Source organism: Arsenicitalea aurantiaca (assembly GCF_003994485.1).
In the GTDB taxonomy this organism is placed as follows: domain Bacteria; phylum Pseudomonadota; class Alphaproteobacteria; order Rhizobiales; family Devosiaceae; genus Arsenicitalea; species Arsenicitalea aurantiaca.
On sequence record NZ_RZNJ01000002.1, the window covers coordinates 488,600 to 501,148 of the forward strand.

Here is a 12,549-nt window from a genome sequence, read left to right on the forward strand (position 1 = left end):
TCACCTCGCCCTCAGGGTCGCCATGCGCCACTCGCATGCCGCGACCGCACAATCGTCACATTCCAAAAAGGCCCAAACTCCCGGATGGCCAATCCGGCCAGTCTGGCTATTCCGCCGCCTGGCCGATCTTGCCGGGCCGGCGCTCCATGACTTCCTTGAGGAAGCGTCCGGTGTGCGAGCGCGGGTTGGCCGCCACTTCTTCGGGCGTTCCCATCCCGACAATCTCCCCGCCACCGTCGCCGCCCTCGGGCCCGAGATCGATCACCCAATCCGCGGTCTTGATCACCTCGAGATTGTGCTCAATCACGAGCACCGTGTTCCCGGTGTCCACCAGCTCATGCAGCACCTCGAGGAGTTTGGCGACGTCGTGGAAATGCAGGCCCGTCGTCGGCTCGTCCAGCATGTAGAGCGTCCGCCCCGTCGCGCGCTTGGACAATTCCTTGGAGAGCTTCACCCGCTGCGCTTCGCCGCCCGAAAGCGTCGTTGCAGGCTGGCCGACCTTCACATAGCCGAGCCCCACGCGCTGCAGCGTCGCGAACTTGTCGCGGATCGAGGGCACCGCGGCAAAGAACTCCACAGCTTCGTCGATCGTCATGTCGAGGACGTCCGCGATCGACTTCTCCTTGAACTCGACCTCCAGCGTCTCCCGATTGTAGCGCTTGCCCTTGCAGACCTCGCAGGTCACGTACACGTCGGGCAGGAAGTGCATCTCGATCTTGATGACACCGTCGCCCTCGCACTTCTCGCAGCGCCCGCCCTTGACGTTGAACGAGAACCGCCCCGGCCCGTAGCCGCGCGCCTTGGATTCCGGCAGGCCGGCAAACCACTCGCGGATCGGGGTGAAGGCGCCCGTATAGGTCGCGGGGTTCGAGCGCGGCGTGCGCCCGATCGGGCTCTGGTCGATATCGATCACCTTGTCGAGGTGCTCGAGCCCGGTGAGGTGGTTGTGCGGCGCAGGGTTGACCCGCGCACCGTTCAGCCGGCGCGCCACGGCCTGATAGAGCGTGTCGATCATCAGGGTGGACTTACCGCCGCCCGAAACCCCGGTGATCGCGACGAAGAGCCCGAGCGGCACGTCGACCGAAACATTCTTCAGATTGTTGCCCGTCGCCCCATCGAGATGGAGCGCCCGCGCCGCGTTCGGCTTGCGCCGTTCGGGCGGCGTCGCGATACCCATCCGCCCCGAGAGATATTGGCCGGTGAGGCTGTCGGGATGGCGCAGAATATCGTCCGGCGTGCCTTCGGCGACGATGCGCCCGCCATTGACGCCCGCGCCCGGGCCGATGTCCACCACATGGTCGGCGGTGAGGATCGCGTCCTCGTCATGCTCGACCACGATCACCGTGTTGCCGAGGTCGCGCAGTCGCCGCAGCGTGTCGAGCAGCCGCGCATTGTCGCGCTGGTGCAGCCCGATCGAGGGCTCGTCGAGAACGTAGAGTACGCCCGTCAGTCCCGAGCCGATCTGGCTCGCGAGCCGGATGCGCTGGCTCTCGCCGCCCGAGAGCGACCCTGAATTGCGCGCCAGCGTCAGATAGTCGAGCCCGACATCGTTGAGGAATTCGAGCCGCTCGCGGATCTCCTTGAGGATGCGCTCGCCGATGGCCCGCTGCGTCTCGTTGAGCGCCTCGGGCAGCGTCTCGAACCAGACCGCTGCCTGCCGGATCGATTTCTCGGTGACCTGCCCGATATGCACGCCGCCGACCTTCACCGCCAGCGCCTCGGGTTTCAGCCGATAGCCATTGCACGCGACGCAGGGCGCCGAGGACATGTATTTCTCGATTTCCTCGCGCATGGCTGCGCTCTCGGTTTCCCGGTAGCGGCGCTCGAGATTGCCGATCACGCCTTCGAAGGGCTTGGTGCTCTTGTAGGTGCGCAGGCCATCGTCATAGACGAAATTGATCGGCGTCCGGCCGGTGCCGTAGAGCACCGCATCGCGCACGTTCTCGGGCAGGTCCTGCCAGGTCGTCCCGGTCGAGGCACCGAAATGCTTGGTCACCGCGTTCAGCGTCTGCTGGTAATATGGCGCCGACGTCTTCGACCAAGGCACGATCGCTCCGTCGCGCAGCGACAGCGTCACATCCGAGACGATGAGATTGGGATCGATCTTGGCTTCCGTCCCGAGCCCGTCGCAGACCGGGCAGGCGCCGAAGGGATTGTTGAACGAAAACAGCCGCGGCTCGATCTCGGCGATCGTGAAGCCGGAAACCGGGCAGGCGAACTTCTCCGAGAAGGTCATCCGCCGCGCGCTCCCGTCCTTCTCTTTCTCGTCCACGAATTCGGCGATCGCGATACCGTCGGCGAGGAGCAGCGCCGTCTCGAAGCTCTCGGCCAGCCGCGACGCGATCTCAGGCCCGACGACGATGCGGTCGACGACGATCTCCAGGTCATGCTTCAGTTTCTTGTCGAGGGCAGGGGCGTCCTCGATGTCGTAGAATTCCCCGTCGATCTTGACGCGCTGGAACCCCTTGCGCATCAGCTCGGCGAGCTCGCGCTTGAACTCGCCCTTGCGTCCCCGCACCATCGGCGCCATCAGGAACAGTCGCGTGCTCGGCGGCAGCGCCAGCACCTTGTCCACCATCTGGCTGATGGTCTGGCTTTCGATCGGCAGGCCCGTGGCCGGCGAATAGGGCACGCCGACGCGCGCGAACAGCAGCCGAAGATAGTCGTAGATCTCGGTGACCGTGCCCACCGTCGAGCGCGGATTGCGCGAGGTGGTCTTCTGCTCGATCGAGATCGCCGGCGAGAGCCCGTCGATCTGCTCGACATCGGGCTTCTGCATCATCTCGAGAAACTGGCGCGCATAGGCCGAGAGGCTCTCGACATAGCGCCGCTGGCCCTCGGCATAGATGGTGTCGAAGGCGAGCGAGGATTTTCCCGATCCCGACAGCCCCGTCATCACGATCAGCTTGTCGCGCGGCAGCCTCAGGTCGACCGACTTGAGGTTATGCTCCTTGGCGCCACGAATGACGATCTCGCGATTGGGATTGGGAGTGTCGGCCATCAATACCGTCCGTGGATGTGCCCCCGCGCCGGACGGTGCGGCAGGTCGATGCTGCTGTGCCCCTCAACGGGCGGAGTGCGCTCGTGGTTCAGATAGGCGCAAGGCTGCGCACCCGCAAGCGAGGAGGCGTCCGCTCGCCTCACCCCAGCCATGCGCTGCGGGCACGATCAGGAACATATGCGGAACACGGGGATTCGGCAAGCGCCTGTGGATAAGTGGGTCGTGCCGCCAGGCCCCTTGACTCCGGGCGGGTTCGGAAGAACATAAACGGAACCTATGCGCATCGGCCTCGCTTTCCCTGTGGGTTACGCGACGCCATATCGGATTTGTCGCCCGACATCGGGGCGCAAAAGTCTTAGGATGCGCGCCGAAATCGGGCCAGTCGGCCCCGGAAGTTCAGGAAGGACGGAACATGGCAGGCAGTGTGAACAAGGTGATCCTCGTCGGCAATCTGGGTGCCGATCCCGAGGTACGCAGCCTGCCGAGCGGCGGCAAGGTGGTCAATCTCAGCGTCGCCACCTCGGAAAACTGGCGCGACAAGAACAGCGGCGAGCGGCGCGAACGCACCGAATGGCACCGCGTGGTGATCTTTTCCGAAGGGCTGACCCGCGTCGCCGAGCAATATCTGCGCAAGGGCTCCAAGGTCTATATCGAGGGTCAGCTGCAGACCCGCAAATGGCAGGATCAGTCGGGCCAGGACAAATACTCCACCGAGATCGTCCTGCAGGGGTTCAACTCCACCCTCACCATGCTCGACGGGCGCGGCGAGGGCGGTGAGGGCGGTGGCGGCGGCTTCTCCAGCCCGCGCCAGTTCGAAGGTGGTCGTGGCGGCGGGGAGGGCGGCGGTCGCCGTCCATCCAGCATGCCGGCCTTCGAATCGGGTGGCTCCGACGACGATATCCCGTTCTGATCGCAGGGCGGCTCGACAGCGAACGCGAAATGAAAAAGGCGGTCCCAAGGGCCGCCTTTCCTTATTTCAGCCCGGCAGATGCCTATTTGGAGAACGGCACCCGCGCCGAGACCGTGCTGCCCGACTTCGCGTCGACGACGTTGAAGTCGACGCTGATCTGGCTGCCCGAGAGCGTGATGTTGGAGGTGATCGTCATGTCGTTCCCCTCGCTGGTATCGCGCTCACGCAGGTTGAAGACGAGGTTGTTGCCCTGCTTGCGCCCGATCGCCACGCCCTGGAAGGCGGTGTTCGAGCTCATCACCGCCTCGAAGCGGCGGTTCGCATCGACATAGGCCAGGGTGCCGGCGATCGACAGGTTCGCGCCCGCCAGCGTGCAGCGGCCGTTATAGTTGACCCGGTCCTGATTGCCCTCGGTCAGCGACAGGCGGCACACCACGGTTTCGGTGTTGGCGCCGCGCATCTGCCCGCGCCCGCGCCACTCCCCGACATAGGATTTGAGGAGCGCCACATCGGCAGGGGCGGCGGCGACGGGCACGGCCTGTCCGCCCGACACGGCCAGTATCCCGGCGAGCGCGGCTGCACGCATCAGCTGCCTCGGTTCAATCATTTCTGTTCTCCAAGTGAATCAAAGAAGCGCCCCCCGGCGATCAATAGAGACGGTAGGATCAACAGGTCGGCGAAGACTGCCCAGAGCAGCGTTATCACAACGAGTGTGCCGAATATAGCAACTTGCGGGAGCGCCGAGAACGCGACCACCGACACGCCGGCGCAGAGGATCATCGTCGTCGCGACGATGGCCGGCCCCACCCGCACCAGCGCGGCGTCGACGGCTTCCTTGTTGCTCTCGCCATTGCGGCGGTGCCGGACATAGGTCGAGAGATAGTGGATGGTGTCGTCGAGCGCGATGCCGAAGGCGATGGTGAGAGCGATCACCGTGGTGATCTGCAGGCCCGTGCCCGAGAAGTAGAGATAGAGCTCGGTCCCCAGGATCGGCAGCACGTTCGGCACGAGCGAGACGAGGCCGATCTTCCAGGACCGGAAGGCGAGGCTGATCAGGAAGATGTTGAGCACGATCGCGCCCATCAGCGAATTGCGCAGCGCCTCGATGATGTCGGTGCTCGCAAACGTCGTCATCAGCCGATAGCCGGACGTTTCGGCCGCGATCCCCGCCTCCGCCAGCGCCGCATCGGTGTCGTTGACGATCCGGCGCAGTTCGTTGGAATCGATGATGGTGGGAAGAAAACCCGTCACCAGCGCCTGGCTGCCGTCATCGGTCACGAAGCGCTGCCTGAGGAATGGCCCGACCGCATCGAAGATCTGCTCGCGGCTGAACCCCGCATCCGAATAGGTGAAGAGGCTCGCCCCCGAGATCACCTTGCCTTCACCCACGCTCGCCTCGAGAATCTCGTGCACCTGGCGCACGCGCTCGAAGTCCGCATCGGTCAGGTTCGGATCATTGCCCTCGAGCGGCACGCGCACATAGACGGGCGCCACCCCGCCGACGCCCGAATCGATGCTCTCGGCGGTTTGCAGCGCCGCCGAATCCCGGGGCAGGAAATCCTCGAAGGAAAACCGCGGCTGCAGCTGGAAATGCGGATAGAGCATCGCGACGGCGGCGATCAGCCCGCCGATCGCCAGCGCCTTGGCTCCGGAATTGACCAGCATGCGTGCCGGTGGAATGGGCGCCGTCACCGCGACCGACAGCTTGCGCGGCGGTACGAAGCCGAGCCGGATCGCGAGCAGCATGATCAGGGGCGAGAAGGTCGCAACGCAGACATAGGCCATGCCGACCGAAACCATGCCAGAGAGCCCGAACTCCTCGATGCCCTGGCCCTGCACCACCGTCAGCGTGGCGAACGACACCATGGTGGTGAGCGAGGTCAGCGCTGCGGCCGGCAACACCCTGATGATCGCCTGTCGCAGCGCCTCGCGCGGGTCCATCCCCTCGTTCCAGAGCCGGATCCAGGAGAAGGTGAAATACATGCTGTCGGCGAAGGACAGCACCAGCACCAGCGTCGTCACGATGATGGTGAGGAAGGTGAACGAGCCAAAGAGCAGCATCACCGTGCCGATCACCCAGAGCACCGCAAGCCCCGGCGCAACCGTCGCGATCAGCGCCGCCCAGATGTTGCGCAGGGTGAGAAGCGCGATCACGGCCCCGATGAGGAACCCGAAGATCGAGAACTTGGTCTGGTCCGCCATGCTCGCGTCCAGCATTTCGGATGTCCAGATCGGCGGACCGGTCAGCTCGACCCGCACGTCGTCGCTGTCATAGAGCGCGACCAGTTCCCGCAGGCTCGCGATCATCGCCTGCGTGCCGCCCGGCGCGCTCGTCAGCTCGTTGTTGGGGAACATGATCATCACCATGCCCGAGAGGTCTTCCACGATCAGGTTCTGCATGATCGGGTCGGTCTGGCGCAGCTCGGTCAGCACCTGCCGCACTTCCTCGGGGCTCGACATGTTCTCGGGCACCGCGGGCACGGTCTGGTCGTCGCCTGCCGGCTTTCGGAGCGAGAAGGGCGAGAGCGTGCCCACCGCATAGTCGTTGAGCTCGAGCTCGAAGGCGAGAAAGCGCAGCTCTTCGATCACGTCGGGATCGGTCAGCCGATCGGTGGTGACAAGCACATAGGCATCGTCCTCGAACGTGCCGAATGTCGCCGTCAAATCCTCATAGCGCTCGAAATGCTCGCCGGACGCGTTGAACACGCGCATCAGGTCGCCATCGACTGAAACCCGGGGGGTCTGCGCGACGCAGAGCGCCGTGAACGCAATGACGAGAGCCGCAACGATGCGCGGATAGCGGAGCGTCAGGAGGCCCAGCCGCTCGAGTCCGAAGCCGATAGACACTGATTCTGTTCCCCCAACAGTCAAGCCCGTGGATTACTATGGGCTCATCTCGCGCGCGTCCAGCCGCGGGGGCGCTTCCCGTCCCGAACGTGATCCAAAAAGCATGGTCCCGCCCAACCACGCCAATGGCAGGGATCGGGCCGGAGAGGGCACCGGCGTGGCAAACCCGACAGGAATCGCCTATATCATGGTCAATTCTGCCAACCGCCAAGAGCCCAGTGACAGACAAACCAGAAGATCAGGCCCGCCCCGGCGGCCCGAGTGACATCGCGCCGATCTCGATTTCCGACGAGATGCGCAAGTCCTATCTCGATTACGCCATGAGCGTCATCGTGAGCCGGGCGCTGCCCGACGTGCGCGACGGGCTCAAGCCCGTGCATCGGCGCATCCTCTATTCCATGCACGAGCAGGGCTATGAATATAACAAGCCCTACCGCAAGTCGGCGCGCGTGGTCGGCGACGTCATCGGTAAATACCATCCGCACGGCAATGATGCGGTCTACTTCTCCCTCGTGCGCATGGCGCAGGAGTTCTCGCTCCGCGTCACGCTGATCGACGGCCAGGGCAATTTCGGCTCCGTCGATGGCGATATGCCCGCCGCCATGCGCTACACCGAAGTGCGCATGGAAAAGGTCACAGGCTCGCTGCTCGACGACCTCGACAAGGACACCGTCGATTTCCGGGACAATTACGATGGCTCCGAGAAAGAGCCCGTCGTCCTGCCCGCCAAGTTCCCGCACCTGCTCGTCAACGGCGCCGGCGGCATCGCGGTGGGCATGGCCACCAATATCCCCACCCACAATCTGACCGAGGTCATCAACGCCGTCCTCGCCACCATGGACAATCCCGAGATCACGGTCGATGACCTCCTCGAGATCATGCCGGGCCCCGACTTCCCCACCGCCGGGATCATCCTCGGGCGTTCGGGCATCCGCTCGGCCTATGAAACCGGGCGCGGCTCGATCCTCATGCGCGGCCGCGTCGAGGTGGAGGAGGTGCGCAAGGAGCGCGAGGCGCTCATCATCTCCGAGATTCCCTACCAGGTGAACAAGGCGACGATGATCGAGAAGATCGCCGATCTCGTGCGCGAAAAGCGCATCGAGGGCATCTCCGACATCCGCGACGAATCCGATCGCAGCGGCATGCGCGTCGTGGTCGAACTGAAGCGCGATGCCGTCGCCGACGTGGTGCTGAACCAGCTCTACCGCTTCACCCCGCTGCAAACCTCGTTCGGCTGCAATTTTGTTGCTCTGAACGGCGGCAAGCCCGAGCTTCTGGGGCTGCAGCCCATTCTCTCCGCCTTCATCGACTTCCGTGAGGAGGTCGTTACCCGGCGCACCAAATTCCTCCTCAACAAGGCGCGCGACCGCGCCCATGTGCTCGTCGGCCTCGCCGTCGCCGTCGCCAATGTGGACGAGGTGATCGCGCTCATCCGCGCCGCGCCCGATCCGGCGACTGCCCGTGAACGCCTCATGGAACGTGACTGGCCGGCGCGCGATGTCGCGCCCCTGATCGCGCTCATCGACGATCCGCGCCACCGCATCCAGGAGGACGGCACGTTCCGCCTGTCCGACGTGCAGGCCCGCGCCATTCTCGCATTGACCCTGTCGCGCCTCACTGCGCTCGGCCGGGACGAGATCGGCAACGAGCTCAACGGCCTCGGCGAAGAGATCTCCGACTATCTCGACATCCTGCGGTCCCGCGATCGCGTCCGCGCCATCATCCGGGACGAGCTGACCGAGATCCGCGACCAGTTCGGCACCCCGCGCAAAACCTCGATCGAGGAAAGCGCCGCCGATTTCGAGGACGAAGACCTTATCGCCCGCGAGGACATGGTCGTCACCGTCACCCACGGCGGCTACATCAAGCGCGTGCCGCTCTCGAGCTACCGGGCGCAACGCCGCGGCGGCAAGGGCCGCTCGGGCATGGCGACGCGGGATGAGGATTTCGTCGCCCGCCTGTTCGTTGCCAGCACCCATACCCCGGTGCTGTTCTTCTCCTCGCGTGGCATCGTCTACAAGCTCAAGGTCTGGCGCCTGCCCATGGCCGCGCCGAATGCCCGCGGCAAGGCGCTGGTCAACATCCTCCCGCTCCACCAGGGCGAGCGGATCACCTCGATCATGCCGCTGCCCGAGGACGAGCGCGAATGGAGCGATCTCGACATCGTCTTCGCCACGACCTCAGGCTCGGTGCGCCGCAATTCGCTGGCCGATTTCACCTCCGTCAACCGCAATGGCAAGATCGCCATGAAGCTCGATGACGAAGAGGGCATCGTCGGCGTCGAGACCGCGCGCGAAAGCGACGATGTGCTGCTGACCACTGCGCTCGGGCGCGCCATACGCTTCGAGATCGGGGACGTCCGCGTCTTCAAGGGCCGCGATTCCACCGGCGTGCGCGGCGTCTCGCTGGGCGAGGGGGACAGCGTCATCTCCATGTCGATCCTCCGGCATTTCGATGCGACCCCCGCCGAGCGCAACACCTTCATCCGCCAGTACGCCGCCAATCGGCGTGCCGTCACGGGCGAGGACGCCGATGCCGAGCCGCAGGGTGGCGAGGATGCCGAGGATGATGCCGGCGAGGCCGCGATCTCGGTCGAGCGCTACGCCCAGATGGATGCGGCCCAGCAATTCGTGCTGACGGTCAACGAGAAGGGCTTCGGCAAGATCTCGTCTTCGTACGATTTCCGCATCTCCAATCGCGGTGGCAAGGGCATCCAGGCGACCGATCTCTCCAAGCTCGACGAAATCGGCCAGCTCGTGGCGGCCTTCCCGGTCGAAGAGTCCGATCAGCTCATGCTCGTCAGCGATGGCGGCCAGCTGATCCGCGTGCCGGTTGAAGGCATCCGCTTTGCCAGCCGCGCCTCCAAGGGCGTCCGCATCTTCCACACCGCAAAGGACGAGAAGGTCGTTTCGGTCGAGCGGATCAACGACACCGGCAGCGAGGACGATGCCGAGGACGGCGAGGAGCCGACCGCTGAAGGGGAGGGCGGCGAGGCCTGATCCGGCCCCGCGCAACCTCGTCAGCACGCATTAGAAAGGCCCGCCCTGGCATCTGCCACGGGCGGGCCTTCCGCTGAAGACCGCTTTTCACGGCCCCCCGATGTTCGATCTTCCCACGCTCGTTTCCTTCATCGTCGCGGCCTTCGTCGTCACCATCGTGCCGGGGGTGACGGTCTCTGCCATCGTCTCCACCTCGCTCGCGCGCGGGCTTGCCGCCGGTTTCTGGCTCGAGCTCGGCGCGCAGATCGGGCGGCTCGGCATGGTGATCGTCGTCGCCGTCGCGCTCGAAGCGGTCGTCGGCTTCGTCACCTTCGCCTTCGATTTCATCAAATATGTCGGGGCGGCCTACCTGCTCTGGATGGGCGTCAATTATCTCACCTCGCGCAGCACGGTCGAGATCGACCGCGTCGACGATGCCGGCGCACCGGGGAGGCTCGTCCTCTCGGGCATCATGGTGCTCTGGTCCAATCCCAAGGCGCTCCTCTTCTTCGGCGCCTTCCTCCCCCAGTTCGTCAATCCCGCCTATCCCGCCTGGCCGCAGGTCCTCGTGCTGGGGCTGATCGAAATGGGCGCGGCACTCATCACCGACGGCGCCTATATCGTCATCGCCGCCCGGGCGCGGCACCTGCTCGCCGGGCGCAGTGCGCGCCGGGTCAACCAGATTGCCGGCGCGCTCCTCATCGGCGCCGCGGTCTGGCTTGCGCTCCAGCATTGAGTTTGTACGCTTGAAGTGCGAGAAGCCCCAAGGGCTTGAGAAGGCAGTGGAGGCATGGCCGTGACCCGACTCGTAGGTTTCTATCCCGGCTCGTTCGATCCGCTCACCAATGGGCATCTGGACGTCATCGAACGCGCCTGCCGGCTCGTCGACCGGCTCGTCGTCGCCGTGGGCACCCACCACTCCAAGCAGCCGCTCTTTTCCCATCCCGACCGGATGGCCATTCTGCGCCAGACGCTCGAGCCCGTGGGCAAGCGCACCGCCACCGAATTCGAGATCGTCGATTTCGGCGGGCTCATGGTTCACGCCGCCCGCCAGAACGGCGCAACGCTCATCATTCGCGGCCTGCGCGACACCACCGACTACAATTACGAGATGCAGATGGTGGGCATGAATGCGCAGATGGCGCCGGACCTTCAGACCGTCTTCGTGCCCTCCAGCCCCCATGTCAGGCACATCTCGGCCACACTCGTGCGCCAGATAGCGGAGATGGGCGGTGACATTTCCGCCTTCGTCCCCACCATCGTACTCAAGGCACTGACAAAAGCATGATGCTCTTCAAGACCACCGCCCGCCGCCTTGCCGGCACGCTGGCCCTCGCGTCCGTCCTCGCTCTCGGCAGCACCGCCGGCTTCGCCCAGGATGGCACGCCCCATCTCCTGCTCGAACTCGAGGATGGCACCGTCGAGATCGCCCTCCAGCCAGAGCTTGCGCCGAACCATGTCGAGCGCATCGTCGCCCTTGCCGAGCAGGGCTTCTACGATGGCGTCGTCTTTCACCGCGTGATCACCGATTTCATGGCGCAGACCGGCGATCCGACCGGCACCGGCATGGGTGGGTCCGACCTGCCAGACCTCACTGCCGAATTCACCAGCACGCCCTTCGTCCGTGGCACGCTGGGCATGGCCCGTTCGGCCAACCCCAACTCCGCCAATTCCCAGTTCTTCATCGTCTATGCCGATGCGCCGCACCTCAACGGTCAGTACACCGTCTTCGGCAACGTCGTTTCCGGCATGGATTACGTCGATGCCCTCGAGCAGGGCGATCCCCGCAATAACGGCGCCGTCGCCAACCCCGACAGCATCGTTTCCGCAACCATCGAATATCGCTAACGAGCAAGATTGGAGCCGATAATGGCTGACTACAAGGATCCCGAGAACACGCTGGTCATCGAGACCACCAAGGGCAACGTCGTCATCGAGATGCGCCCGGACCTCGCCCCCAACCACGTCGCCCACATCAAGAAGCTGGCGCGCGAGGGGTTTTACGACGGCATCGCCTTCCACCGCGTGATCGAGGGCTTCATGGCCCAGACCGGCTGCCCCAACGGCACCGGCACCGGCGGGTCGAAATACCCCAACCTCAAGCAGGAATTCAATTCCGAGCCCCACGTGCGCGGCACCGCCTCCATGGCACGCGCCCAGAACCCCGACAGCGCCAACTCGCAGTTCTTCATCTGCTTTGAGGACGCGCCCTTCCTCAACCGTCAGTACACGGTCTGGGGCAAGGTGATCGAGGGCATGGAAAACGTCGACCAGATCAAGCGCGGCGAGCCCGTCCAGAGCCCCGACAAGATGGTCAGCGTCAAGGTCGCGGCGGACCTCGCAGCCTGATGCGGACCCTGCTGCCGGCCGTCCTGCTGCTTGCCGGGTTCGCCCAGCCGGCCATGGCGACAGGCACCATCACCTGCACCGATCCCGCGGGCGATGCGACCATGACGCTTTCGGTGGGGACGCTCAGCGTCCTCTCCATCCTCCGCGCCGAGATCACCATTGGCGAGGAGAGCTGGAGCACTGATCCCGTGATCGCCCCCGGCACGTTGATCGTCGCCGGCCAGGGTTTCGAGACCGAGGATGGTCTCTGGGCGAGCTTCACCGACGAAGCCGTCAACGACATCGTCGGTGAACTGCGTCTCGCCAAGGCGAGCGAGGGCCGCGATTTCGTCATGGCCGGCACGCTCGCCATGCCCGGAGTGGGCGCCTACGCGATGGTCTGCGAGGGGCCCTGAGCCACCCCGCTTGCGATCCAGGCCGACAATGCTTAGTGGGGAGAGGCCGGCGCGCGAGTGCCGGCCTTT

Annotated in this window: 10 protein-coding genes; 7 read left to right on the forward strand and 3 right to left on the reverse strand. The window is 65.0% G+C overall.

Annotated features, from left to right (window positions below):
- Window positions 1-106: 106 nt before the first annotated feature.
- Entirely contained in the window at window positions 107-3,001 is a 2,895-nt protein-coding gene (gene uvrA, locus EMQ25_RS06770) for an excinuclease ABC subunit UvrA (RefSeq protein WP_127187794.1), read from the reverse strand.
- A gap of 412 nt (window positions 3,002-3,413) precedes the next feature.
- On the opposite strand from uvrA, the gene ssb reads away from it, so the two are divergent.
- Window positions 3,414-3,911: a single-stranded DNA-binding protein gene (ssb, locus tag EMQ25_RS06775; protein ID WP_127187795.1), complete on the forward strand. Its 498-nt coding sequence runs from the start codon at window positions 3,414-3,416 to the stop codon at window positions 3,909-3,911.
- 82 nt (window positions 3,912-3,993) lie between these two features.
- Here the strand turns inward: ssb and EMQ25_RS06780 are convergent, their stop codons facing one another.
- Both EMQ25_RS06780 and EMQ25_RS06785 read right to left on the reverse strand, forming a co-directional pair.
- The gene (locus EMQ25_RS06780; protein WP_127187796.1) at window positions 3,994-4,518 is read right to left on the reverse strand and encodes a hypothetical protein; all 525 of its coding nucleotides are present in this window, start codon (window positions 4,516-4,518) and stop codon (window positions 3,994-3,996) included.
- Complete coding sequence (locus EMQ25_RS06785) at window positions 4,515-6,758, reverse strand: efflux RND transporter permease subunit (RefSeq protein WP_127187797.1); 2,244 nt, start codon at window positions 6,756-6,758, stop codon at window positions 4,515-4,517. The genes EMQ25_RS06780 and EMQ25_RS06785 overlap by 4 nt, the downstream gene beginning before the upstream one ends.
- Window positions 6,759-7,051: 293 nt before the next feature.
- On the opposite strand from EMQ25_RS06785, the gene gyrA reads away from it, so the two are divergent.
- The 6 genes from gyrA (at window position 7,052) to EMQ25_RS06815 (ending at window position 12,480) form a co-directional block, all read left to right on the forward strand.
- Window positions 7,052-9,757 carry a DNA gyrase subunit A gene (gyrA, locus tag EMQ25_RS06790; protein WP_244606529.1) on the forward strand — a complete coding sequence of 902 codons (2,706 nt, stop codon included), beginning with the start codon at window positions 7,052-7,054 and terminating at the stop codon, window positions 9,755-9,757.
- 100 nt (window positions 9,758-9,857) lie between these two features.
- The gene (locus tag EMQ25_RS06795; protein WP_127187799.1) at window positions 9,858-10,472 is read left to right on the forward strand and encodes a LysE family translocator; all 615 of its coding nucleotides are present in this window, start codon (window positions 9,858-9,860) and stop codon (window positions 10,470-10,472) included.
- A 54-nt stretch (window positions 10,473-10,526) separates the two neighbouring features.
- On the forward strand, window positions 10,527-11,024 hold the full coding sequence (gene coaD / locus EMQ25_RS06800; RefSeq protein WP_127187800.1) for a pantetheine-phosphate adenylyltransferase: 498 nt from the start codon (window positions 10,527-10,529) through the stop codon (window positions 11,022-11,024).
- The gene (locus EMQ25_RS06805; RefSeq protein ID WP_244606505.1) at window positions 11,021-11,584 is read left to right on the forward strand and encodes a peptidylprolyl isomerase; all 564 of its coding nucleotides are present in this window, start codon (window positions 11,021-11,023) and stop codon (window positions 11,582-11,584) included. The genes coaD and EMQ25_RS06805 overlap by 4 nt, the downstream gene beginning before the upstream one ends.
- Before the next feature lie 21 nt (window positions 11,585-11,605).
- A complete protein-coding gene (locus tag EMQ25_RS06810; protein WP_127187801.1) occupies window positions 11,606-12,085 on the forward strand; it encodes a peptidylprolyl isomerase in 480 nt (159 codons plus the stop codon).
- Entirely contained in the window at window positions 12,085-12,480 is a 396-nt protein-coding gene (locus EMQ25_RS06815) for a hypothetical protein (RefSeq protein ID WP_127187802.1), read from the forward strand. Before EMQ25_RS06810 ends, EMQ25_RS06815 begins: the two co-directional genes overlap by 1 nt.
- Window positions 12,481-12,549: the final 69 nt, after the last annotated feature.

Bases quoted from the DNA above. Each gene is read 5' to 3' on its own strand.
- uvrA (WP_127187794.1), bottom strand. From the start codon at position 3,001: ATGGCCGACACTCCCAATCCCAATCGCGAGATCGTCATTCGTGGCGCC.
- ssb (WP_127187795.1), top strand. From the start codon at position 3,414: ATGGCAGGCAGTGTGAACAAGGTGATCCTCGTCGGCAATCTGGGTGCC.
- EMQ25_RS06780 (WP_127187796.1), bottom strand. From the start codon at position 4,518: ATGATTGAACCGAGGCAGCTGATGCGTGCAGCCGCGCTCGCCGGGATA.
- gyrA (WP_244606529.1), top strand. From the start codon at position 7,052: ATGCGCAAGTCCTATCTCGATTACGCCATGAGCGTCATCGTGAGCCGG.
- EMQ25_RS06795 (WP_127187799.1), top strand. From the start codon at position 9,858: ATGTTCGATCTTCCCACGCTCGTTTCCTTCATCGTCGCGGCCTTCGTC.
- coaD (WP_127187800.1), top strand. From the start codon at position 10,527: ATGGCCGTGACCCGACTCGTAGGTTTCTATCCCGGCTCGTTCGATCCG.
- EMQ25_RS06805 (WP_244606505.1), top strand. From the start codon at position 11,021: ATGATGCTCTTCAAGACCACCGCCCGCCGCCTTGCCGGCACGCTGGCC.
- EMQ25_RS06810 (WP_127187801.1), top strand. From the start codon at position 11,606: ATGGCTGACTACAAGGATCCCGAGAACACGCTGGTCATCGAGACCACC.
- EMQ25_RS06815 (WP_127187802.1), top strand. From the start codon at position 12,085: ATGCGGACCCTGCTGCCGGCCGTCCTGCTGCTTGCCGGGTTCGCCCAG.